The organism is Mycobacterium sp. (assembly GCF_032159565.1).
Taxonomy (GTDB): domain Bacteria; phylum Actinomycetota; class Actinomycetes; order Mycobacteriales; family Mycobacteriaceae; genus Mycobacterium.
This window is the reverse complement of the sequence record NZ_JAVHWR010000181.1, coordinates 1-21,942: the sequence shown is the minus strand read 5'-3', so window position 1 is coordinate 21,942 and position 21,942 is coordinate 1. Positions and strand designations below refer to the sequence as shown.

The 21,942-nt window shown below is 64.8% G+C and carries 24 protein-coding genes; 9 read left to right on the top strand and 15 right to left on the bottom strand.

Features of this window, described 5'->3' with window-relative positions; genetic code table 11:
* Positions 1-3: 3 nt before the first annotated feature.
* A complete protein-coding gene (locus tag QOC76_RS24285; protein ID WP_526361228.1) occupies positions 4-390 on the bottom strand; it encodes a hypothetical protein in 387 nt (128 codons plus the stop codon).
* Between the two features lie 29 nt (positions 391-419).
* Between QOC76_RS24285 and QOC76_RS24280 the strand changes: the two genes are divergently transcribed.
* Positions 420-1,874 (top strand): hypothetical protein, encoded by a 1,455-nt coding sequence (locus tag QOC76_RS24280; RefSeq protein WP_526361226.1) that lies wholly within the window; start codon positions 420-422, stop codon positions 1,872-1,874.
* Between the two features lie 28 nt (positions 1,875-1,902).
* On the opposite strand, the gene QOC76_RS24275 is transcribed toward QOC76_RS24280, so the two are convergent.
* The 10 genes from QOC76_RS24275 to QOC76_RS24230 all read right to left on the bottom strand — a co-directional run bounded on the left by QOC76_RS24275 (position 1,903) and on the right by QOC76_RS24230 (position 11,579).
* On the bottom strand, positions 1,903-2,301 hold the full coding sequence (locus QOC76_RS24275; protein ID WP_526361224.1) for a hypothetical protein: 399 nt from the start codon (positions 2,299-2,301) through the stop codon (positions 1,903-1,905).
* A 100-nt stretch (positions 2,302-2,401) separates the two neighbouring features.
* Entirely contained in the window at positions 2,402-2,800 is a 399-nt protein-coding gene (locus QOC76_RS24270; protein WP_526361222.1) for a hypothetical protein, read from the bottom strand.
* Positions 2,801-2,854: 54 nt separating this feature from the next.
* A complete protein-coding gene (locus QOC76_RS24265; RefSeq protein ID WP_526361220.1) occupies positions 2,855-4,456 on the bottom strand; it encodes an MFS transporter in 1,602 nt (533 codons plus the stop codon).
* 84 nt (positions 4,457-4,540) lie between these two features.
* Entirely contained in the window at positions 4,541-5,227 is a 687-nt protein-coding gene (locus QOC76_RS24260; RefSeq protein WP_526361218.1) for a sensor domain-containing protein, read from the bottom strand.
* Between the two features lie 480 nt (positions 5,228-5,707).
* Positions 5,708-6,988, bottom strand: a complete 1,281-nt coding sequence (locus QOC76_RS24255) for an amino acid ABC transporter substrate-binding protein (RefSeq protein ID WP_526361216.1) — start codon at positions 6,986-6,988, stop codon at positions 5,708-5,710.
* 53 nt (positions 6,989-7,041) lie between these two features.
* The gene (locus tag QOC76_RS24250) at positions 7,042-7,785 is read right to left on the bottom strand and encodes an ABC transporter ATP-binding protein (RefSeq protein WP_526361214.1); all 744 of its coding nucleotides are present in this window, start codon (positions 7,783-7,785) and stop codon (positions 7,042-7,044) included.
* Positions 7,782-8,495: an ABC transporter ATP-binding protein gene (locus QOC76_RS24245; protein WP_526361212.1), complete on the bottom strand. Its 714-nt coding sequence runs from the start codon at positions 8,493-8,495 to the stop codon at positions 7,782-7,784. The genes QOC76_RS24250 and QOC76_RS24245 overlap by 4 nt, the downstream gene beginning before the upstream one ends.
* A complete protein-coding gene (locus QOC76_RS24240) occupies positions 8,492-9,517 on the bottom strand; it encodes a branched-chain amino acid ABC transporter permease (protein WP_526361210.1) in 1,026 nt (341 codons plus the stop codon). The genes QOC76_RS24245 and QOC76_RS24240 overlap by 4 nt, the downstream gene beginning before the upstream one ends.
* Positions 9,514-10,389, bottom strand: a complete 876-nt coding sequence (locus QOC76_RS24235) for a branched-chain amino acid ABC transporter permease (protein WP_526361208.1) — start codon at positions 10,387-10,389, stop codon at positions 9,514-9,516. Before QOC76_RS24235 ends, QOC76_RS24240 begins: the two co-directional genes overlap by 4 nt.
* 143 nt (positions 10,390-10,532) lie before the next feature.
* On the bottom strand, positions 10,533-11,579 hold the full coding sequence (locus QOC76_RS24230) for a GlxA family transcriptional regulator (protein ID WP_526361230.1): 1,047 nt from the start codon (positions 11,577-11,579) through the stop codon (positions 10,533-10,535).
* A 289-nt stretch (positions 11,580-11,868) separates the two neighbouring features.
* Between QOC76_RS24230 and QOC76_RS24225 the strand changes: the two genes are divergently transcribed.
* The 7 genes from QOC76_RS24225 (at position 11,869) to QOC76_RS24195 (ending at position 15,597) form a co-directional block, all read left to right on the top strand.
* Positions 11,869-12,411: a DUF1097 family protein gene (locus tag QOC76_RS24225; protein ID WP_526361206.1), complete on the top strand. Its 543-nt coding sequence runs from the start codon at positions 11,869-11,871 to the stop codon at positions 12,409-12,411.
* Positions 12,411-13,148, top strand: a complete 738-nt coding sequence (gene nthB / locus QOC76_RS24220) for a nitrile hydratase subunit beta (protein WP_526361204.1) — start codon at positions 12,411-12,413, stop codon at positions 13,146-13,148. Before QOC76_RS24225 ends, nthB begins: the two co-directional genes overlap by 1 nt.
* Positions 13,145-13,765, top strand: coding sequence for a nitrile hydratase subunit alpha (nthA, locus tag QOC76_RS24215; protein ID WP_526361202.1), 621 nt, complete (start codon positions 13,145-13,147; stop codon positions 13,763-13,765). Before nthB ends, nthA begins: the two co-directional genes overlap by 4 nt.
* Positions 13,762-14,073: a nitrile hydratase accessory protein gene (locus QOC76_RS24210; RefSeq protein ID WP_526361200.1), complete on the top strand. Its 312-nt coding sequence runs from the start codon at positions 13,762-13,764 to the stop codon at positions 14,071-14,073. The genes nthA and QOC76_RS24210 overlap by 4 nt, the downstream gene beginning before the upstream one ends.
* A gap of 28 nt (positions 14,074-14,101) precedes the next feature.
* The gene (locus QOC76_RS24205) at positions 14,102-14,326 is read left to right on the top strand and encodes a CbtB domain-containing protein (RefSeq protein WP_526361198.1); all 225 of its coding nucleotides are present in this window, start codon (positions 14,102-14,104) and stop codon (positions 14,324-14,326) included.
* A 56-nt stretch (positions 14,327-14,382) separates the two neighbouring features.
* On the top strand, positions 14,383-15,150 hold the full coding sequence (locus QOC76_RS24200; protein ID WP_526361196.1) for a CbtA family protein: 768 nt from the start codon (positions 14,383-14,385) through the stop codon (positions 15,148-15,150).
* A gap of 105 nt (positions 15,151-15,255) precedes the next feature.
* The gene (locus tag QOC76_RS24195; protein ID WP_526361194.1) at positions 15,256-15,597 is read left to right on the top strand and encodes a peptide ligase PGM1-related protein; all 342 of its coding nucleotides are present in this window, start codon (positions 15,256-15,258) and stop codon (positions 15,595-15,597) included.
* Here QOC76_RS24195 and QOC76_RS24190 read toward each other — a convergent pair.
* Positions 15,594-16,382: an esterase/lipase family protein gene (locus QOC76_RS24190; RefSeq protein WP_526361192.1), complete on the bottom strand. Its 789-nt coding sequence runs from the start codon at positions 16,380-16,382 to the stop codon at positions 15,594-15,596. The two genes, QOC76_RS24195 and QOC76_RS24190, sit on opposite strands and share 4 nt — an antisense overlap.
* 54 nt (positions 16,383-16,436) lie before the next feature.
* The gene (locus tag QOC76_RS24185; protein ID WP_526361190.1) at positions 16,437-17,051 is read right to left on the bottom strand and encodes a dihydrofolate reductase family protein; all 615 of its coding nucleotides are present in this window, start codon (positions 17,049-17,051) and stop codon (positions 16,437-16,439) included.
* A gap of 280 nt (positions 17,052-17,331) precedes the next feature.
* Between QOC76_RS24185 and QOC76_RS24180 the strand changes: the two genes are divergently transcribed.
* Positions 17,332-18,846, top strand: a complete 1,515-nt coding sequence (locus QOC76_RS24180; protein ID WP_526361188.1) for an MFS transporter — start codon at positions 17,332-17,334, stop codon at positions 18,844-18,846.
* Here the strand turns inward: QOC76_RS24180 and QOC76_RS24175 are convergent.
* Positions 18,843-21,704, bottom strand: coding sequence for an MMPL/RND family transporter (locus QOC76_RS24175; protein WP_526361186.1), 2,862 nt, complete (start codon positions 21,702-21,704; stop codon positions 18,843-18,845). The genes QOC76_RS24180 and QOC76_RS24175 overlap by 4 nt on opposite strands.
* A partial coding sequence (locus QOC76_RS24170; protein WP_526361184.1) for an MmpS family transport accessory protein occupies positions 21,701-21,942 on the bottom strand: 242 nt, incomplete at its 5' end. The genes QOC76_RS24175 and QOC76_RS24170, both read right to left, overlap by 4 nt.

Genomic DNA, 21,942 nt, shown 5'->3' with positions numbered 1-21,942 from the left:
TAGCTAACGGTCCTCGGCGTGATACAGCTGCAGCGCCAGAGCCCGCCCCTTTTCGGTGAGGTGTAGCCACGCGCAGGCGGTCCAGCCCCAGCGGTCGTCGAAGTTGGCCACGTATCTCTCCTCGATTTTGGCCATTGCCTCATCGAGCGGCAGGCCCCAAGGCTTGAATCCGGATGGAGCCTTCTTGTCTGGCACGCCCAGCACGAACAGGCCTTCGCTGACGAGTTCACGGATCATGCTCAATGTCAGTTGCTGCGCCTCGGCCGCGCGGCGTTTGGGAGTGTGGTTGTCGAACAGAAAGGTGGCGTGCGGTTCGCCGAGGCGAATCCAGTCCCGTAGTCCCTCGATCAGCAGATCTTCATTTACATCATCGTGTTCGGACGTGCCCATTTCGTCTCCCACCCCATGAAGCTACCTCCGTGAAAGCCACGCCGGATACGCGGATTCACAAGCAATACGGCGGGGCAGAATTTGGTGCGGAGCCGGCTGGTTTGACGCTTTTAGACTTGGGATGTGGCTTGCATACACTCTCTACCGACGTGAGTCTGACGCTATCGCAGCTTCGCGAGTGGGACACCGAGCATTTGACGAGCGCCGCGCGTCATTGGTCCGCCACGGCCAGTCGCTGGGAAGACGCGTTCTTAACGCTGGAGCAGGCAACTCACATGCCGGGCGGAACGCCATGGGAGGGGGCGGCCGCTCGCGCTGCGCAGGACCGCGCCTACGCAGATCGGCGACGCGTAAGCGCTGTGGCAGACCAGCTGTACACCGCATCTTCCGTCGCCCGCACGGCTGCAGGACAAATCCAGTCAGCGCAGCAGCGAGTTCTCGCTGCTGTCGAAGCGGCTGAAGCAAGTGGTTTCACTGTGGGTGACGACTTTTCGTTCACGACTTATCGGGCGAGTGCCCGGGAGATTGCGGCCGCTGAAGCGGAAATGCGTGAGCTCGGGTGGCAATTGCACTACCGCATCAAGGAATTGCTCGAACTCGACCAACAGGTCGCTACACGGATCGCGGTAGCCGCCGACGGTATCGGCACCCTCACGTTCACAGACGCCGATGAGGCGGACTCGGGTCGCGACGGAGCAATTCACGCCATCGATAACCGCGTCCTGAAAGAGGCGCCGCCTCAGCCGCCCCCGCCGGATCCGACACCTGGACCCATGCCACCCATCAACGGCGCTGATGATGTGAGAAGAGTTCTCGAGCCTCTGCAAAACGGCGGCAGGAGGGGGCCAAACGGCGTGGGGACCGAGCCGGACGTCAAAGAGATATGGGACGAGTCCTCGATGAAGCGGCTGTGGGATTACCTCACACGCAATGCCAACGACGGTGCACCCCCGCCCGACTACAGGGGTCCGGTGCGGGTGCTCCCCGATGGCACGAGAATCGGTTATCGCGGGAGCGGTAGGTGGGGCGACACCATTGACGTCTGGTATCCAGACGCCTACTCGAAGGGACACACTCCGTACGAGCCGTATTTTCCGCCCCTCGTCAGCGGCCCTCCGCAACTCCCTCCGGCCGCTAGCATCCCGTTGGTGCAAGTAATGCCGCCGCAGCTGACACACCCGCCGACCACGTTGCCACCGGCAGGGATTTTCGAGCCGAACGGATTGCCGCCGTGGCTGCAAAATGCCTCGGCGCCAGGCCTTCACAGCCCGGCCCAGCCACCGACGATCATGCCCGGCGTTGCCTTGCCAGACACACCGCAGGCGTCAGCGCCCGCCCCGGACGACGGTCCGGGGCTGTCCGAAATGGGCGAGGCATTCGTCGACACGGGTGAGGCGGTCGGCAGTGTCATCGTCGGCGGCATCGTGATCGTCGGCGGCCTGCTGGGGACGGTAGCCACGCCAAGCGGCCAGATCGCCCGCTGACTGTTGCGGCTGTTGGCATCAAAGCCGATCATGGATCGTCGGCGTGATACAGCTGTAACGCCAGCGCCTTACCTTCGTCAGTGTGTGCCAGCCACACGCACGTCACCCAACCCCAACGATCTTCGAAGTTGGTTACGTATGCATCCTCGATCTCGGCCATCGCCTCGTCCAGAGACATGTTCCACGTTTCGAATCCTGATGGCCTCTTGTTGTCTGGCTCACCCAGAACGAACAGGCCCTCGTTGACGAGCTCTCGGATCATGTTCAACGTCAGTTTTTGCGCCTCAGCGACTGGGCGTTTGGGCGCGTGATTTTCGAATGCAAAGGCCTGGTGTATCTCCGACAGATGAATCCAGTCCTGTAGTCCCTCGATCAGCAGGCGTTCCTTCACGTCATCATGTTCGGAAGTTCCCGTCTCGTCGCGCACCTCATGAAACTACCTCTGTGAGAGAGGTACCGGATACGCAGATTTCGAGGGATGCGCTCGTGGCAGAACTTGGTGCGGAGCCGACGAAGGCTTAGTCCGCCTATGGATCATCGGCGTGATACAGCTCTAGCGCCAACGCCTTTCCCTTTTCGGTGAGCTCCAACCAAGCGCACGTCACCCAGTTCCACCGATCGTCGAAATTTGTCACGTACTTGTGCTCGATCATGGTCATCGCTTCGTCGAGGGGCAGGTCCCACGGTTGGAATCCGGACGCTGCCTTCTTGTCTGGCTCACCAAGAATGAACAGGCCCTCGTCGACGAGTTCGCGGATCATCCTCAGCGTCAACTTCTGCGCTTCGGCGACCGAGTGTTTGGGGGTGTAGTGGTCGAACTCAAATCCTGCATGGATCCAGGAGAGATATATCCAGTCCTGTAATCCCTCCATCAGCAGGCCTTCCTTCACGTCGTCACAGTCACGCGCGCCGACGTCGTCCTCCATCCGTCAAACCTAACGCTGAAACGCGAGATCCCATTCACGAGTTCGCGGTGACCGTCAGCCCACGTCGTGCACGGCGATCAGATGGTGTGACACCGGCTCGTGGTCGAGAAACTGTTCGACCGCCTGCTCGATCAACAGGTCGTTACCGGTGAGCCTCGTGTAGTGCTGGTGCAGATGCTCACCCCACGATCGCACGATGAAAGTCTCCACGAAGGTGTGTTCACGCTCGACGCTGCGGTAGAGCCGCCACCGCGCCGCGCCGGTGCGTTGCCGGGAGCGGCCCATCGCGGCGATGGCCGTCAGGAACGCCGCCTCGTCCTTCGGCTCGACGTGATAGGTCGTCATCACCAGCACCGGGCCGTCGAGAGGTTCGGGTTCGAACACCAGCGTCGGTTCCGGCCAGTGCGACGACGGCGTCAGGTCCAGGTTGCCGGTGCGGGCGTGCAGCGGCCACCACAGCGTCGACAAGGCGCATATCGCCAGTAGTCCCGCACTGACCAGCAGGCTGACGACGCTCGACGTCGCGCCTGCGAGCACACCCCACACCAGCGAACCCAGCGCTTGGCCGCCCATGAAGATCAGCTGGTACACCGACAATCCGCGGGCGCGGACCCACCCCGGCAGGCTCAGCTGCATCGACGCGTTGAGAGTCGACAGGCTCAACAGCCACGCCGCGCCACCGAACACCAATCCGACGAGCACCGTCGCGAAGTTCGGCACGAGTGCCAGCACCACCGTCGACGCGGCGAAGCCCATGGCCCCGACGGTGAGCAGCGCGTTCTGGCCGAAGCGCGACCGCAGCCGGGACAGCACCAGCGCACCGAGTACCGCGCCGACCCCCAGCGCCCCCAGCAGCAGTCCGTAGCCGGACGATGACAGTCCCAGTTGATCCTTCGCGATCACCGGCAGCAGGCCCCACAGTGCGCTCGCGGGCGCGATGAACAACGCGGTGCGCAGCAGGATGCGCCGCACGATGGGGGAGCGGCGGATGTACCGACCGCCGGCGCTCAGCGCCGCCAGCGCCCGCTCCGCCGGGAACGTGTGCTCGATCGCCGGTTTCCGCCAGACGACGAGCACGATCACGATGCCCACGAACGACACCGCGTTGACGGCGAAGACCACCGTCGGCCCCGCCAGCGATACCAGGGCACCGGCGATCGCGGGCCCGATCGCCCGCGCGCCGTTCAAGCTCATGCTGCCCAGTGCTGCTGCAGCCGGGATCTGTTCAGGCGAAACGAGATCCGGTTGGATTGCCTGCCATGCCGGTGCGGTGAGCGCCTGCCCGCAACCGATGAGGAACAGCAGCAACAGCAGCACCGTCGGGGTGGTCAGTCCGGCGCCCGTCAGCGACGCCAGCAGTGCCACCGCCGCGGCCATCGCCGCCTGGGTCGCGATGAGAAGACGGCGTCGGTCGACCAGATCAGCGAGGACCCCCGACGGCAACGCAAGCAGCACCACCGGCAGCGTCGTCGCGGTCTGAACCAGCGGCACCAGCACCGCGGCGCGCGGATCGCCGACGAGCATCCACTGCGCACCCACCGTCTGCATCCAGGTGCCCAGGTTGGAGACGAACTGCGCGATCCACAGCGCCCGGAACACCGGCGACCGCAGCGGGGCCCACGTCGAGCCCGCCTGCGCCGGTGCCGCTGAAGTCATCGACAGTCAGTCTTGCGCACCGCGCTGCCTCGCAAGAATGGCGCGCTAAAACAACGACCGCACGATCAGCGTGTCGACGAAGCCTCACCACCGCGCAGTTACATTGGCGGCGAGCTGTTCGGCAATCTTGACCGCCGAATCAGCGGGGTCAGCGCTGCACGTGTTGACGTCGATAATGATGTTGTTTCTGTGCGTAAGCGCGCGTCCGCAGCCCCAGCCGGGGGCGGCGGCGTCCTTTTCGGTCGCGGTGACACTCAGTGCGCCGTCAGCGTTGGAGATCTGTCCGACGGACCACTGCGTCTTGCTCTGCGTGTGGGTGTACCCGCGGCATGCCGGCCACCGCTCGGCGGAGGCGTCGAAGAACGCGCTGGCTTTTTCGATGGTGGGGAACAACACCAGCGCCTGCTTGAGATAGTGCGTGAACTTGTCGCCGTTGTTGAGGCTCTGATCGCGCTCGGCCCAGTAACCGCTGTCGGCATAGACGGGTGCCTCGGCGGCGCCGTCGATGGCCAGGCACTCCGGAGGCGCCATAGTCGCGCTGTTGTCAGACATCGAGGTCTGCTGATTTGTGACCGCCATCCCGGCCGTCCCCATAGCGAAGTTCACCTGTTCAGGGTTGAGCAGCAGCCCTACCAGCTCGCGCTCGACAAGAGGGCGCGGAATCATCGACCGGGTGGTGGTGGGCAACTCGGCGTTGCCTATCGTGCTGGCGCACCCGGCGATCGAAACGCAGATGACTGCAACCGCAAGTGCGGACGTTGGCTGGCGCATGTGTTCCTCCCCATGCCAGTTGTGCCCAACCTGGTCAGCCTGGCGCGACCTCCCCCGTCGCACGGCTCATAAGGAAATGGTGCAGCAATTCCGCCGACGCATGCGTGAGTTGGCCGATGTTTCGTGGTAACGAAGCACGGCGTTTTTGGTAACGATCAAGGAGGCCGTCCCGCGGAGCTGTCCCGTCGCTTTGCGGTCACGGCGGTCGCAGCCGCCTGAACAGGGGCTTCGTTCGCCAGGCAGTGTGCAGCACATGTGATACCCACGCTAGGTGTCAATCGTGGGACGGAAGAGCTACGTCAGCACGCATCCACGCTCGGCGACGAGGATCAGTTGCTGATCGGCGTGCAGCTTACGGGCGATACGACATGACCTGACGTCCCGCCGGATTCGATCGAGAAAACGGTGTCGGGTGGCAGCGGACCAAAGCGAATCAAGCACGCCCCGAAGAATGCGGCTGGCGCACGCCGCTGACTGCGCTCAGCCCAGCGGCGGAAGCGGATAGATCATCTTCGCCTGTGCCGAGTCCGGCGGCGCGATCGCCTTGACCTGCCCGCCCTGGATCTGGACCAGCATCGGGTTGAGCGCGGTGTTGTTGTGGAAATGGTCGCCGTCCGATGCGAACTTGATCGGTCCGTAGAAGGTTGTCAGGTCGGTGCCGGCGATCAGATCGTTCAGCTTGCCCCGGGCCTCCTCGGACAGCGACGGCGGCTCACCGAGCTTCTCGACCGCGGCCTGCAGCACCTGCCCGGCGGCGCTGCATCCAGCGGCAGTGTAATCCGGTGGGGAGCCGTGCTGCTGTTCGAACGTCTTCGCGTAGTCGCCTGCCGAGCCGAACAGGTCGTCGCGGAAAGTCGCGGTCGGCAGCCAAACCGAGATCCCCAAAACGCCGTCGGCTTGACGGCCGAGCGCCTTCGCGAAGGAGGCATCGGTGATCCCGTAGTGCTCGATGATCGCCTTCGGCGTGTAACCCGACGCGGCCATCGCCTTCACGAAGTCGACAAGCAAAATGTCGTGGCCGCCGACCGCCACAATGTCGGGCCTCTGAGCCGCGACCGCGCCGGCCACCGGCGCCAGGTCGGCGTTCGGCGGGAACAGCCCGTAGTGCACGAGTTGGAGCTTCGCGTCCTGTACCCCCGTGCGGAAGCCCTGGGCGGTGTTGTCGGAGAACGGCTCGTTGGCGCCGACGACCGCCGCGGTCACAGGTTTGGGATTCGCGTTGTCGACGATCGCCTGGATCGAGCGGGCCGCCGTGGTATCGACGGCGGGGATGACGCCAAAGGTGAACTCGGGCTTGCTCTTCCAGATGTTGGGGGACTCCGCCGAGCCGGCGATGCACGGTACCTTGTACTTGGCGCATATCGGGTCCATCGCGATCTGCACGCCGCTGGTGTACGCACCGAAGATGGCGTTCACGCCCTCCTCGGTGACGAGCCGGGACGTCGCGTCGGCGCCGGTGGCGGGATCGCTTTTGCAGTCCTGCACGACGAGATCGACTTGGTACTTCTTGTCGCCGATGGACAGCCCGCCTGCCTTGTTCACCGTGTCGGCCCACAGCTGGTATCCACGCTGGGCGATCTGGCCGCCCGTCGCGGATTCGCCGGACAGTTCGAGCACGGCGCCGACCTTGAACTTGTCCGATGCTCCGCCACCGCCCGTGTCGCCGCCGCACGCGGCCAGCAGGCTCGGGCCGGCAACCGCGCCGCCCACCACGAGGCCGGCCCTGGTGATGAAGCGTCGACGGTTGATGTAGTTGGACATCATTTCTCCTCTCGAGTTGCCCATGCGGGCAGCGGGCCGAAGCGGCGCATCGTTCAGCGACCCCCTAGATACAGATGGATGAGCTCGCGGTCGTCTTCGACGTCCGCGGGTGTGCCTTCGAACCGATTGCGCCCCGCCACAAGGACATACATGCGGTCGGCCACCCGCAACGCCTCGCGGATGTTCTGCTCGATCATGATTACGCCCACGCCCCGCTGGGCCAGCTCGGTGGCGCGGACCAGGACGTCGCCGACCAGCTTGGGGGACAGGCCTGCCGACGGCTCGTCGAACAGCAGGAAACGTGGGCGCAGGACAAGCGCGCGGGCGATCGACAGGATCATCTGCTCACCGCCGGAGAGCTGGCCGGCCTGCACAGCGTAGCGCTCGCGCAGTCGCGGGAACTCCTGCAGCAGCTCCTCGATCCGCCCGTCGAGCTGGCTCCGGGAGCGCAGCGTGTAGCCGCCGATGCGCAGGTTGTCGCGCACCGAGAGCTGGGGAAACACGCCGCCGCCCTGCGGCATCATCGCGAGCCCGTGACCAAGCGTGCGATGAGACGGCAGGTGGGTGAGATCGGCGTCGTCGAGCGTGATCGTGCCCGTCCACGGGTCGATGACTCCGGCCATCGCCTTCAGCAAGGTGCTCTTCCCGCAGCCGTTCGGCCCGAAGACGCAGGTGATCTCGCCGGTGCGGGCGGTCATCGACACCTGGTGCAGGATCTGCACGCTGCCGTATCCCGCGTCCACGCTGTCGACGGTGATCACGCCGTCCCGTGTGCCGCTGCCCTGGGGTTCACTCACTCCGCCGACACCCCCAGATACGCCTCCATCACGTGGGGATCGTGGGAGATCTCCTCGAAACTGCCTTGCGCCACGATTTTTCCGGCGTCCATCACGATGATGCGGTCGCAGATGTCCTGCGCGAGTTCCATGTCGTGCTCGATCACCAGGAACGTCGTGCCGTCGTCACGCAGGGTACGGATGGCGTCCAGCATGATCTGGCGCAGCCGCGGATGGACACCGGCGGCGACCTCGTCCAGCAGGGCGATCTTCGGGTTCTGCATCAGCACCCGCCCCATCTCCAGCAGTCGCTGCTGTCCGCCGGACAAGGTGTTCGCGAGGTCGTCGGCGACGCGGCCGAGCTCCAGCCGCTCCAGCACGGCGTCCGCCGCCGCCGTCGCGTTGTCCCAGTCGAACTGCACCGCCGCGGTCCAAAGATTCTCCCGCACAGTCATATTCACGAAAAGAGCCGGTATCTGGAAGGTCCGGCTGAGGCCCGTGCGGGCGATCTTGTAGGGGGCGAGCCTGGTGACGTTCTTGCCGAACAACGAGATGGTGCCCTTGTCTGGTTTCAGCGCGCCGGTGAGCAGGTTGAACAGCGTGGATTTCCCGCTGCCGTTCGGCCCGATGATGCCCACGATCTCGGCCTGCTCGACATCGAACGTGACACCGTCGACCGCGCGGATGCCGCCGAAGGAGCGGAACAGGTCGTCGACCGCAAGCACCGTCACCGCGCGGCCTCCTCTGTCTCGGCTTCCTTCTGGTTCGGCGCGACGTCGTCGCGGGCGCGTCCAAGAAGCTGACGCACCAACCGCATTCGTCGCGCCCGCCGGCCGAGGCTGACCAGCCCGTCGGGCAGGAACAGCACGACCGCCATCACCAGCACGCCGACGACGATGATGTAGGCGGTCGTCTCGCCGTAGCTGACCCGGAGCTGCTCCTGCGTCAGGAACATCGCCGCCGCACCGAGCGCCGGGCCCCACGCGTGGCCGAGCCCGCCGACGAGCACCATCACGACGAGCTGGTCGGTGATGATGGTGTTCAGCACGCTGTCGGGGTTGATGAACGTGATCCAGTAGGCGTTGATGCCGCCCAGCACGGCCGGGATCATCGCGCTCAGCATGAACGCCTCGATTTTGACCAGCGTGGTGTTGATGCCTTGTGCGCGGGCGGCAGCTTCGTTGTCGCGCACCGCCTTGACGCGGAAACCGAATCGCGATCGCTCCAGCAGGAGGTAGCACAGGGCGTAGGCGATCGCCGCGGCACCGAGCATCGTGTAGAAGAAGAAGTTGTCGTCGAGGCGGATCGGCGTTTTGAGTCCGCCGGAACCCCCGGTGAAGTGGACGACCGTTGCGAATTCGCGGACGGCCTCGGCCAGCGCCCAGGTCGCTATCGCGAAGTACGCGCCCTTCAGGCGTAATGCCGGCCAGCCGACCAGCGCCGCGACGGCGCCCGCGATGACGGCCGCGACGGGAAGGGTCGCCCAGAAGTTCCAGTCGACGTCGGGCTGCATCAGGATCGCGGTGGTGTAGGCACCGATGCCGAAAAACGCCACATGACCGAAGCTGATGTAGCCGGCGTAGCCGCAGATCACGTTCCAGGACAGCGCGATTCCCGCCCACATCGCGACACCGGTGGCTACGCGGATGTAGTACGGCGACGTCATCATCGGCAGCAGACACATCGCCGCGACGACGGCAGCTAGCACGCCGAGGTTCAGGTACGGGTTGCCCCCCGAGGCCGGTCTGGTCATGCCAGGCCCCGGCGCGAGATGCCTTGCGGGAACAACAGCAGCGCCACGAACAGCACCGCGAAGACCACCATTAGTGTGTAGTCCGCGCCCACATATGTCGTGACCAACGACTGCAGCACGCCGAGGAACAATCCGGCGGCCAGTACGCCGACCACCGAGCCGAGCCCGGCGAGCACCACGACGAAGAATGCGAACAGGGTGTAGCGCAGGCCGACCTCCGGGGTCATGGCGTAGATGGCGCCGAGCATGGCGCCGGCCATCGCGGTGAGGCCGGTGTAGATGGCGTACACCAGGCTGCTGATCCGCTTCACGTCGACGCCCATCAACCCCGCGTTCTCCTTGCTCTGCGCAGTGGCCCGGATCGCGAGGCCCGTGCGCGTGTAGAACAGGAACGCGAGGAACAGGCCGGTGGCCACGACTGCGAAGGCGAAACCGGCCACCCGGATCGCGGGTGCGGTGATGCCGAGCAGCGCGACGTTGCCGGAGAAGAAGGCAGTGTGCACCGTGCGAGGCGTGTAGCCGAACAGCGTGAGCAGGCCGCCGCGGATCAGGGTGGCGAGCCCGAAGGTGAATGCCAGCCCCATCAGCGCCGGCAGTGCGTACTTGCTCGTCCGGACCCGGTAGATCAGCGGCGCGATGAGCCAGCCGACGACCCCGAAGACGACGAAGACGGCCGGGAGCAGTAAGAACGCGTCCACCCTCAGCTTTTCGCTGGCCACGACCGCGGCGAATGCGCCGAGGACCACCCACATCCCGACCGCGAGGTCGACGACGTCGAGAACTCCGAAGGACAACGAGAAGCCGATGCTGATGGCCACGTAGAGACCACCGATGAGAATTCCCCCGACAAGCGCTTGCGCCAGCTCGGTCACAGCGTCCTCTCGGCAGAGCGGTCGAGACGCTCGGAGCGTATCCGGACCGTAGGTTTGTTGACAATGGATCAATCGCTTTGGTCCGGGCTTTGCATGTCGTCTTCGTCGGGCGAAGTTACGCTAAGGACCCCTTTCGAACTGCCCTACACGCTTTGATGAATGCCCGTCGTTCGGAATCGACTGCGGTACATGCTGGGGGAGACGCCGAGGGCGCGACGGAAGGTGCGTCGCATGGTGTCTGCCGACCCGAAGCCCGCTCGTCGCGCAACGGCTTCCTGACCGTGGTCTCCTGTCGCAAGCAGGACCTTCGCTGCCTCCAGCCGCGCCTGCTCGACGAACCGGGCCGGCGTCATCCCGACCTGCACCCGGAACATGCGCACCAGATGCCGCTCGCTCACCGCGGCTCGATCCGCCATCGTCGCGATCGAGTGGTCGGCCGCGGGGTCCGCGACCACCGAGTCCAAAATCTCGCGCAGCCCCTTCGACACCGGCAGTGCTGACTCCGTCCACACACTGAACTGCGCCTGACCGCCTGGCCGCTGCAAAAACACCACCATCCACCGTGCTACCCGCCGCGCCACGTCCGGCCCGTAGTCGCTTTCCACCATCGCGAGGCCCAGGTCGATGCCGGCACTGATCCCCGCACCGGTGATGAACCGTCCGTCCTGCACGAACAACGAATCGGGGTCGACCTCGACATCGGGATAGGTACGCGCTAATTCCTGGCAATGGGCCCAATGCGTCGTTGCGCGACGGCCGTCGAGCAATCCGAGTGCGGCGAGCACGAATGCGCCGGTGCATACCGAGGCCACTCTGCGCGCCCGCGGCGCCAGTTCGCCCACCATCTCCAGCGCGGCCGAGACGACGTCCGGTGTCTGCTCTTCGGGGATGTCATGCTCGCCGGGAGTGAAATTGAAGTCGGGCGGTACTCCGCCCGGCACGATCAACGTGTCGATCCTGTCCGGTACCTCCGCAAGCGGCATGTCGACCTTGAGCGCGACGAACGACGTCGTATTGACTGCCTCACCCGTCGGCGAGGCCAAGATCACCTGGTATTGCGCCCCAAAGTCATTGGCACGGGCGAAGATTTCCAGCGGCGCGGCCACGTCCTGCAACGTCACCTTGTTGTACAACGCGAAGACGACGATCTTCGGGGTCTTCGGTCCTTTGGCGCTTGCGGATCGGCGCACCGCCGCCTTGACCGGCCGATGCGGTCTCTTCTCGTCGGACACCTGCGCTGCCCTTTCGTGACCCCATCTGATGAGAGAGCCAAGTTAGCGCGCATCTGTGACGACGGCAGCGCGAGCGGCCCCGGACCAGAAAGCGACGTCCGGAACTGCGCGATTCGTGTCCGGTCCTGACGGTCGGAGAAATCCAGGTGTAACGCGGCCGAAACCTGCTGACGCGACTCTGATTTCATCGTACTTCGCTCCGGCGCCGAAGCGAAGGCAAACTCCGATCTTCGGGGAAGGTGAGGCCATGGATTCTCGGACAGCCTTGACGCTGAGCATCGGCGTCCTCGGCGGGCTGGCGGTCGCGCTGACCGCCGAAGTCATCACGGTGCCCATCTGGGTGGTGTTCCTGTCGTGGGCGTCGTTCTTCTTCGTCGGTGGCGGTGTCGCCGGCTGGATCCGTTCGGTGACGTCGAACATCGTCGGCGTGGTGATCGCCTCGGCGAGCCTGTATGCCGCCTACCTGATGGGCGGCAGCCTGCTGGTCACCGCCATCGCCGTGGGCGTCGGCAGCGCGCTGATGGTGCAGGCGTCGTGGGTGCCGCTGCTGGCCACCACCCCGGCTGTCGTCGTCGGCTTCGCCTCCACCGTGTCGACGGTCGCTGGAACCGGTAGCGACATCACTGTCACGACCATCTCCCACCCGGGGCTGGTCGCCGCGGTCGCCTGTGTGCTCGGGGCGTCGTTCGGACTGCTCTCCGAATACGTCGCCACCGCAATGACGAAGAAATCAGCCGACCAACCCGCCGCCGGCGCGGAGAGCCCGTCAACCGAAGGAAGCCCTGCCTGATGAAACTGCAGCACTATCTCGGCGGCCTCGAGGGCCTTCCCGAGCCGTTGACCCTTGAAGAGCGCGTCTTCGTCGAGGAGTGGGAGAAACGCATCTTCGGCATCCACGTCGCGATGATGGGCTTGTCGAACCACCTCGGGTCGGCGCTGCCTGCCTACCCCATCGACGAGGTGCCGACGGCCTTCGAAGACGAGTGGACGTGGGCCGACCTGCGCACCGGCGCCGAGGCGATGAACCCGTTCGACTACTTCAAGTTCCGCTACTACGAGAAGTGGTTGGGCGGGATCACCCAGTTCTTCGTCGACAAGGGCTACGTGACCGAAGAGGAACTCGCCGACCGAATGGCCGACCTCTCGCCGGCAGCAGATACCGCGGGCGCAGAGACGATCGATGATCAGGTGATCGCCTATCTGCGTTCGGGTGACAGCCCCCGGCGCGATGTCGCACACCCCAAGTTCGCCGTCGGCTCCACGGTCCGCATCACCAACGTGCCTGCCGACGCACACAGCCGGTTGCCGGGTTACCTGCGCGGGCGCATTGGCACGGTGGAACGCGTTTTCGAAGGTGACTACGCGTACTTCTGCCACACCGGCGACGGCATCGGGGACCCCATGCCGATCTACATCGTCGAATTCGAGCCGGCAGAGATCTGGGGCCCGCGCGCCGAGGATGGACCGCTGTCGCTGTATGCCGAGCTTTTCGAAGCCTATTTGGAACCCATGGAGGAGAAGTCATGACCGGCCAGTTCGCCTACCCTCCCGACCGCGAGGAGGCCAGCGCCAAGAAGGCGGCCGCGCTGGAGTCTCTGCTCATCGAGAAGGGCGTCATCACACCCCAGACCGTGGACAAGGTGCTCGCGTATTTCGAGACCGAGATGACGCCGCTCAACGGCAAGAAAATCGTGGTGAAGGCTTGGACCGATCCGGAATTCGCCGAGAAGGTCGTCGTCGACACCCCCGCGGCCATCGCCGAACTCGACCTGCCCGACGGCATGGCCGGCGCCGAAGGCGAGCACCTGCAGGCCGTGGCCAACAACCCCGGAGTGCACAACCTGGTGATCTGCACCCTGTGCTCCTGCTTCCCGTGGCCGGTGCTCGGACTGCCGCCCTACTGGTACAAGGACCCGACCTTCCGTTCGCGCGCCGCCCGCGAACCGCGCAAGGTGCTCGCCGAAGTCGGCCTCGATCTGCCGGCCGACACCGAGATCAAGGTATGGGATTCCAGCGGTCACTCACGCTGGTTCGTCATCCCCCAAAGGCCCACCGGCACCGACGATTTCACCGACGAGATGTTGATGGACCTGGTGACCACCGAGGCGATGATCGGTGTGGCGCAGGCCGGGCCGGTGTCATGAAACTGCACGAGACCTGCACCACCGACCAGGCGGCGCCGCAGTTCGACCAGGAATGGCAGCGCAGAGCCTTCGGGCTGGCGCTCGCGCTCTCTGAGTTCCGCCACTATCCCTGGAGCGAATTCCAGGAAACCCTGATCGCGACGATCGGCGAGTGGGAGAGCATGCCCGAAGCCGAACGGGGACAGTGGGAGTACTACGACCATTGGGTCGCGGCGCTCGAGAAGCTCGTCGACCGTCACGAACTGTTGACCGCCCCGGTGCTCACCGATGCCGGTGACCACGCGGTTGCACACGACCACGACCACTAGCCCGACATCACACCGTGAGGATTTCCACATGAGCAATGCCAACCCCGCCCTCGCCATCCCGCGCGTGAACCTGCGGGCGGCTGCCGCGTCTCTCGCCACCCCGGCCCGGCTGACCGCGATCACGATGCTGGCCTTGGTCGCGTACTACTTCGTCGGCTTCGACCAAGGCGCAGTGTCGGTGTTCGGCTCGGACACCCACATCCACGAGTTCTTGCACGACGGCCGACACCTCCTGGGATTCCCATGCCACTGAGCACCGAAATACCCTCTGTTGTCCGATATCTCGTTCCCGGCGCGGTAGCCGGCATAGTGTCCGCCATCTTCAGCCGAGTGATGATCGAGCCGTTGATCGGCGCCGCGGTGGACTACGAGACTGCTCGCGAGCACGCCGAGTCCCAACTCGTCGGCGGTGATCATGAACACGGTCACGAGCTCTTCACCAGGTCCGTCCAAGAGAACTTCGGCGCTGTAGTCGGCGTGGTCGTATTCGGCATCGTCATGGGTGTCCTGTTCGCGGTCGCGTATGCGGCGATTCGCGCGGTGGTGGGGCGACGGGGCCGTCGGCCAGATCCCACCGGTCTCGCGCTGTTGCTTGCAGGGGGAATGTTCGTGGCTATTGCACTGATGCCGAGCCTGAAGTTTCCGGCGAACCCACCCGGTGTCGGTTTGGAAGACACGGTGCAAGGCCGTAGCACGACTTTCCTTCTCATTACCGCAATCTCGATAGTGAGCTCAGTCGCCGCAGTGGCAGCCGGGCTCGCCTGGTCGCACCGACGGGGCGTTTGGCGGGCCGGTGCACTGGCGACCAGCGGCTACATCGCGGTGGTGCTGGGCGCGATGGCGCTGCTGCCGAGCTTCCACGAGGTTCCCGGTTCACTCTCCGGACCTGACGGACTGGTGTTCGACGGCTTCCCGGCCGAGGTGCTTGCGGAATTTCGGCTGTATTCGTTGATGAACCAGGCATTGATGTGGCTGGCTATCGGTATAACGTGGGCTTGCCTTGCGGCGTTGTGGCCGTCGATGCAGCACAGGCGTGTCATGCGCGCCGACCGAGCGACAGGCAGCATTTCTCTTTGATCCTGTAGCCCTCGTGCGCAAATCGTCATCAATTGATGACGGGCTGCATTAGACGTACCGCTCCGAAGTTGTGGCCGATGTTGCTATTGAGAGACCCTGCAGTTCTTGTGCGGTGGCAGCTATGACGGCGAACGCGGCGTCTTCGTGACTCCCGAGGGCAACGCCAAGTACCTCGTCGCAACGGACCACCTCGAAGACGACCGGCTCAAAGTGCTGACCGTGGAGGACCTCTTCGATGTGGTGGTGCAGAACGGCGTGCACTTCGATCAGTCGCGTCGCACCGGAGTGGTATTCCACATGATCAGTTGCCTGACCGAGTGCGGCCGCATCGGTATGACCGCCGTCGGCGACAGTCCCGAGGAAGCATGGCGGCTGTATCAGGAGGCGGAGGCCATACTCCTACGGGAGGCGGACCTGGCGCTGCAGGAGGAGGCGGTCGTTCACTAGTTTGGACGCGACGGTTGGTAGGGCCGCCATTGTCCTTCCGGTTGAGCCAGACGGTCAGCGATCACCCGCAGTGCCTTCACGTTGTGGCCGTAACCAAGATGGCTGCTGCGGACTTCCACGTTCTCTGTCTCGGCGGCGGGTCGGCTGAGGCAGCACTGCCACGCCACTATGCCGTCGGACTTGCTGTAGATGCAGGTGGTCGGAACCTGAAGGGGTTCCTCCCGCGCGATGCGGGCCGCATCCGATACGACGTCGCGCGCCCGCGAATTCCGGTTCAGCAGTCGCCACATTCGCCAGGCGTGGGTGGCCTGCTGGTTTCCCCGGATGGGCGAACCCAGCGTGATCACCAGCCGAATATCATCTGGCTGGAGCCGCGCCAATTCGCGGGCGAAGATTCCGCCTGCGCTCCAGCCGATGAGACTGACCTTGCGGTCGTCGTTGCGCGACCGAATGTCGTTCACCGTGGCGGGCAATCGCTTGATCATGGCCGGGCGGACTCCAAGGTTGTAGCCGAGCCGCCAGTCATACGCCCGGTAGCCGAGCCTGCGCAGCACCTGACGCAGGAACTGCGTCGACGGCGCGCCGGCGAGCAAACCCGGCAACACCAAGACGGGGTGCCCATCGCCTTGAGGCCAACGCGACATCTGCCTTGCCGCCCGGCGGGCGGCGACATACTCGGCGACGGTGCGCCACTCGCGGGCCAATAATGTGAAATCGGGTGGCGCCGCCACGTCGGCGTCGGGCAGGTCAGTACCGTCGTGGCGCATCGAATCTTCGGCGGACATTCCAGGGATGTACCCCATTTGCCGATTTTTCGCTGTGTTGCGGCCGCACGTTTCTCACCGCACTACGTGGTAGCGGAGGTGGGCCACCCCGGGGGCGTGCAACACGCGGGCGAGTTGAAGCTCGGGGATGCCGGCCTCGAAGCCGTCGAACAGCCGTTCACCTGAGCCGAGGATCGTCGGCGCCACTTGCAGGTCGATCTCGTCGACGAGACCGGCCTTGAGCGCCTGCCGGGCACACGAGGCGCCCCCGGCGATTGAGATGTCACGTTCGCCGGCAGCCGTCTTCGCCTGTGCGTAGGCAGATTCGATTCCGTCGGTGACGAAGTGAAACGTTGTCCCACCGTTCATTTCAATGGGGTCATGTTCGTGATGGGTCAGGACGAACACGGGGCAGTGGTATGGCGGGGTGTCGCCCCACCAGCCTCGCCAATCCGACTCGCCCCATTCGCCGCGGACCGGTCCGAACATGTTGCGGCCCATGATGGTTGCGCCGATCCCGTCCAGCATGTCGGACATCACCTGCCGGTTCACGGGATGGTCCATTGCCGGGCCGATGTGCCATCCGTGAAGAGCGAGTCCGCCCACCCCGAGCGGGTTTTCTTCGCTTTGATCGGGCCCGGCGACATAGCCGTCGGCGGAGATCGACATCGAGAGGTTGGTTCGCGTCACGCCAAGTTCCGTTCCGTCGGTTCGATTCGTGTTGGGTATGCCCTCAAGAAGACTGCTGCCTCCTGAGAAACTCATCGGCGCCGCTTGTCGCCGCCATTCGACGGCGCAAAGCGTCATCAATTGTTGACACCTTGCAAGATAGCCGGGGCCAAGCCTGTGACCGATGTTGCTGTTGTGACTTCGGGACAACCGCGTCGTCCCGCGCGCGTGGAAAGGTTTGCGATCACCGAGCTGCGGGAAAGCCGTCCTCGTTGATTGTCCTGCTCGCAAGGAGGCGACCATGGCAGCGCCAGCTGAGGCAGAAGGCGTCATCCGGAGCACCATTCCCGCACGGATCGACCGGCTGCCGTGGTCACCGTTCCACACCCGCATGGTCGTCGCGCTCGGCGTGGCATGGATCCTCGATGGTCTGGAGATCACCGTGGCCAGCGCCGTGGCCGACACGCTCAGCCAGCCCGAGACGCTCGGCCTGTCCTCGGCGGCGGTCGGGCTCATCGCCACCGTGTACCTGGCCGGCGAAGTGGTCGGCGCCCTTTTCTTCGGGCGGCTGTCCGACAAACTCGGCCGACGCAACCTGTTCATGATCACCCTGGGCGTCTACCTCGTCGGCAGCGGGCTGACCGCACTGACACTTGGTAACGGCGCGGGCTGGGTCATCTTCCTCTACATCACCCGGTTCATCGCCGGCATGGGTATCGGTGGCGAATACGCCGCCATCAACTCGGCGATCGACGAGCTGATCCCCGCCCGCTTCCGCGGCCGAGTCGACATTGCGGTCAACGGAACCTATTGGGGCGGTGCGATTCTCGGCACGCTCGGGACCTTCATATTCCTCAAAGTCGTCGACCCCAGCCTGGGCTGGCGACTGGCCTTCCTCATCGGCCCGGTGCTTGGTCTGGTGATTTTGTTCGTGCGACGGCACCTGCCGGAAAGCCCGCGCTGGCAGGTGATGAACGGCCGCGTGGACGCCGCCGAGGAGTCGATCTCCTACATCGAGCGCGAGGTGGAGGCCACCGGCGTCACGCTGCCGCCGGTCGACGAGAGCAAAGCCATCGAGTTGAAGCCGACCGAGAAGATCGGCTATCTGGCACTGACGCGAGTGCTGTTCCGCGAATACCCCTCTCGGTCCATTCTGGGCGCGTCGCTCATGATCAGCCAGTCGTTCCTCTACAACGCGATCTTCTTCACCTACACCTTGGTGCTGGGCAAGTTCTACGGAGTGGCCTCGGGGTCGACGCCGCTGTACCTCATCGCGTTCGCCGTCGGGAACCTCACCGGCCCGCTGGCCATCGGGCACCTCTTCGACACCATCGGCCGCAGGAAGATGATCGCCGGGACGTACCTACTGTCGGGTGTTCTGCTCGCGATCAGCGCGGTCCTGTTCAACGCCGGAGTCCTCAACGCGATCACCCAGACGATCGCCTGGTGCGTCATCTTCTTCTTCGCCTCGGCCGGGGCCAGCGCCGCCTATCTCACCGTCAGCGAGATCTTCCCGCTGGAGGTCCGGGCGAAGGCCATCGCGGTATTCTTCGCCATCGCCCAGTGCTTCGGTGCCCTCGGCCCGGTGATCTACGGCGCGCTCATCGGCGACGGCTCCAATCCGTTCATGCTGTTCCTGGGTTACCTGCTGGGTGCGGGCGTGATGATCGCCGGCGGCCTGGTCGCCTGGTTCCTCGCGGTCGACGCCGAAGGCAAGTCGCTGGAAGAAGTCGCCACCCCGCTGGCCGCCGCCGGTGTCGATCGACGGCGGGGCTCGGTCCGTGCAGAAGGTGCGAGCAGGCCCTACTCGACCTAGAACAGCGACAACTGGCGCGTGCTCTCGTCGCCGAACTTCTGGGGAACCGGCCGCTGGCGGACCCGCACCGGCCACCAGAACCACCGCCCGAGCAAGGCGGCGATCGACGGCGTCATGAACGACCGGACGATCAGCGTGTCGAAGAGCAGGCCAAGGGCGATCGTCGTGCCGATCTGGCCGAGCACCAGCAGGTCGCTGAAGATGAACGACGCCATGGTGAAGGCGAACACGAGTCCCGCCGCCGTCACCACCGAGCCGCTACCTGCCATGGACCGGATGATGCCGGTGTTGATGCCTGCGTGGATCTCTTCCTTGAACCGGGACACCAGCAGCAGGTTGTAGTCCGACCCGACGGCAAGCAGCAGGATGATCGCCAAAGGCAATATCACCCAATACAAGTCGATGCCCATGAGGTGCTGCCAGACCAACACCGACAGTCCGACCGAAGCACCCAGCGACAACGCCACCGTGCCCACGATGACCAGCGCCGCGACCAGGCTGCGGGTGATGAACATCATGATCAGCAGGATGAGGCTCATCGAGGCGATGCCTGCGATGATCAGGTCGTAGTGCGCCATCTCCGAAATGTCTTTATAGGTGGCCGCCGTACCGCCGATGTAGATCTTGGACCCGGCCAACGGCGTGCCCTTGACCGCTTCCTGGGCCGCGTGCCGGATCGCCTCGATGTGTGAAATGCCCTCGGGCGTCGCCGGATCGCCGTCGTGGGTGATGATCATCCGTGCGGCCTTGCCGTCCGGCGAGAGGAACAGCTTCAGCCCGCGCAGGAACTCGGGGTTGGTGAACGCCTCCGGCGGGAGGTAGAACGAGTCGTCGGTCTTCGAGGCGTCGTACGCGGCGCCCAGCTGGGTCGAGTTCTCCAGCGCCGCCGCCGTCTGGTCGTAAATCCCTGACGTAGTGGCGTAGTTCGTCATCGTCAGATCGCGGTTGGTCTGCTGGGTGGCGATCTGCGGCGGGATCAGCGCGACCAGCTTCGGCTGCAGCTGATCCAGCTTGGCGATGCTCCCCGAGACATTGGCGAGCTGGTCGGTCAGCGAGTTGATCCCGTCGAGCGCATCAAAGAGAGACCTCAGCGCGAAGCACACCGGAATATCGAAACAGTGTGGCTCCCAATAGAAGTAGTTGCGCAGCGGCCGAAAGAAGTCGTCGAAGTTTGCGATCTTGTCGCGCAGATCCTGTGCCACGGCGACGGTCTGTTTGAACGCCTCACTCTGCTCGTGCGTGATGTCGCTGGACTGCTGCTGCAGCGCCGACTGCCGCCGCAGGATGTCGATGGTCTTGTTGATCTCGGCGACCTGCTTGAGAAGGTCGGCGGCGCGGTCCTGCTGATAGGGCAGGTTGTTGATCTGGGCCGCGCTGTTCGCGCTGATCTGGAACGGGATCGACGTGTGGTCCAACGGCGTGCCCAGCGGCCGGGTGATCGACTGCACCTGCGCGATGCCGTCGGTGTGAAAGACGGCCTTGGCCACCCGCTCCAGCAGGATCATGTCGGTGGGGTTACGCAGATCGTGGTCGGTGTCGATCATCAGCAGCTCGGGGTTCAACCGTGCCTTCGAGAAGTGACGCTCCGCGGCGGCGTACGCCACATTGGACGGGGCATCAGCCGGCATGTACCGGCTGACGTCGTAACTGGCCTTGTAGCCGGACAGCGCCGCCAGCCCGACGAAGGCGAGCGCCAGCGCTGCGATCAGAATCGGCCCGGGCCACCGCACGATCGCCGTGCCGATCCGCCGCCAGCCCCGCTTGGCCGTCTTGCGCTTGGGCTCCAGCAATCCGAAACGGCCTGCGATCACCAGCACGGCGGGCGCCAGCGTCAACGAGGCGACCAACGAGACGAGAACTCCGAGCGCCGCCGGAATACCGAGGCTCTGGAAGTAGGGCATGCGGGTGAAGTAGAGGCAGAACACCGCGCCGGCGATGGTCAGCCCCGAACCCAGAATCACGTGCGACGTCCCGCGATACATGTCGTAGAAGGCGGCCTCCCGCTCCACGCCCTCGTTGCGTCTCTCGTGATAGCGGCCGAGCAGGAAGATCATGTAGTCCGTGCCCGCGGCGATGACCAACAGCGTGAGGATGTTGGTGGAATACGTCGACAGGCCGATGACCCCGGCGTTCGCCAAAAACGAGACAATGCCACGCGCCGCCGACATCTCGATGAGCACCGTGAGCAGCGCGATGATCATGGTGACCGGCGACCGGTAGACGATGAGCAACATGATCGCGATCACCCCGACGGTCAACGCGGTGACCATCACGGTGCTCTCGTTGCCCACCTCGAACTGGTCGGCGATCTGGGCTGCCGAGCCGGCGACGTACGCGTGAATACCCTGTGGTGCGGGCGTTTTGGCGATGATGTCGCGCAGCGCGTCAACCGACTGCAGTGACAGCGCCTCGCCCTGGTTGCCTGCGAGGAACACCTGCACGTACGCGGCCTTCCCGTCCGGGCTCTGCGAGCCCGCGGCCGTCAGCGGATCGCCCCAGAAGTCCTGTACGTGCTGGACGTGCTTGGTGTCCTGGTCGAATCGCTTGACCAGCTCGTCGTAGTAGGCGTGCGCGTCGGCGCCGAGAGGCTTGTCACCCTCGAGCACCACCATCGCCGCACTGTCGCTGTCGAACTCACCGAAAACCTTCCCGATGCGCTGAAACGCTTGCAGCGAGGGCGAATCGGGGGAGCTCAACGCCACGTTGTGTTGTTCACCGACCGCTTCGAGCTGCGGCACCAGCACGTTCGTCAGCGCGGCGACGGCCACCCAGAACAACACGATCGGCACACAGAGCCAACGAATCCACGTCGCGGCGCGGTCCGTAAACGTCCGGCGTTCTGAAACGTGGTGGGTCATCCGGACTTGTCCAGGCAGTAGGTGAAGGCGTTCAGCGTATTGACCGTTCTCTCGTCCTTGACGACGTCGTCGATCTTGATTCGGCAGCCGATGGAGTCGGTGTCGCCTTGCGCGGAGACGTTGACGAAGACGGCCGGTTGGGTGGTGGTGGTGTCGTAGGCCCACGGCAGCGTCGCGTCGTCGGCCCGCTGCGGCTGGGCGTTCACGTCCAGGTAGGTGATGGTCGCGACCGTGCCCG

What these genes read in the sequence shown, in the direction of transcription:
- QOC76_RS24240 (WP_526361210.1), bottom strand. Translation starts at nt 9,517, where the DNA reads ATGACCAGACCGGCCTCGGGGGGCAACCCGTACCTGAACCTCGGCGTG.
- nthA (WP_526361202.1), top strand. Translation starts at nt 13,145, where the DNA reads ATGACCGGCCAGTTCGCCTACCCTCCCGACCGCGAGGAGGCCAGCGCC.
- QOC76_RS24210 (WP_526361200.1), top strand. Translation starts at nt 13,762, where the DNA reads ATGAAACTGCACGAGACCTGCACCACCGACCAGGCGGCGCCGCAGTTC.
- QOC76_RS24190 (WP_526361192.1), bottom strand. Translation starts at nt 16,382, where the DNA reads ATGTCCGCCGAAGATTCGATGCGCCACGACGGTACTGACCTGCCCGAC.
- QOC76_RS24285 (WP_526361228.1), bottom strand. Translation starts at nt 390, where the DNA reads ATGGGCACGTCCGAACACGATGATGTAAATGAAGATCTGCTGATCGAG.
- QOC76_RS24205 (WP_526361198.1), top strand. Translation starts at nt 14,102, where the DNA reads ATGAGCAATGCCAACCCCGCCCTCGCCATCCCGCGCGTGAACCTGCGG.
- QOC76_RS24225 (WP_526361206.1), top strand. Translation starts at nt 11,869, where the DNA reads ATGGATTCTCGGACAGCCTTGACGCTGAGCATCGGCGTCCTCGGCGGG.
- nthB (WP_526361204.1), top strand. Translation starts at nt 12,411, where the DNA reads ATGAAACTGCAGCACTATCTCGGCGGCCTCGAGGGCCTTCCCGAGCCG.
- QOC76_RS24175 (WP_526361186.1), bottom strand. Translation starts at nt 21,704, where the DNA reads ATGACCCACCACGTTTCAGAACGCCGGACGTTTACGGACCGCGCCGCG.
- QOC76_RS24260 (WP_526361218.1), bottom strand. Translation starts at nt 5,227, where the DNA reads ATGCGCCAGCCAACGTCCGCACTTGCGGTTGCAGTCATCTGCGTTTCG.
- QOC76_RS24180 (WP_526361188.1), top strand. Translation starts at nt 17,332, where the DNA reads ATGGCAGCGCCAGCTGAGGCAGAAGGCGTCATCCGGAGCACCATTCCC.
- QOC76_RS24255 (WP_526361216.1), bottom strand. Translation starts at nt 6,988, where the DNA reads ATGTCCAACTACATCAACCGTCGACGCTTCATCACCAGGGCCGGCCTC.
- QOC76_RS24270 (WP_526361222.1), bottom strand. Translation starts at nt 2,800, where the DNA reads ATGGAGGACGACGTCGGCGCGCGTGACTGTGACGACGTGAAGGAAGGC.
- QOC76_RS24265 (WP_526361220.1), bottom strand. Translation starts at nt 4,456, where the DNA reads ATGACTTCAGCGGCACCGGCGCAGGCGGGCTCGACGTGGGCCCCGCTG.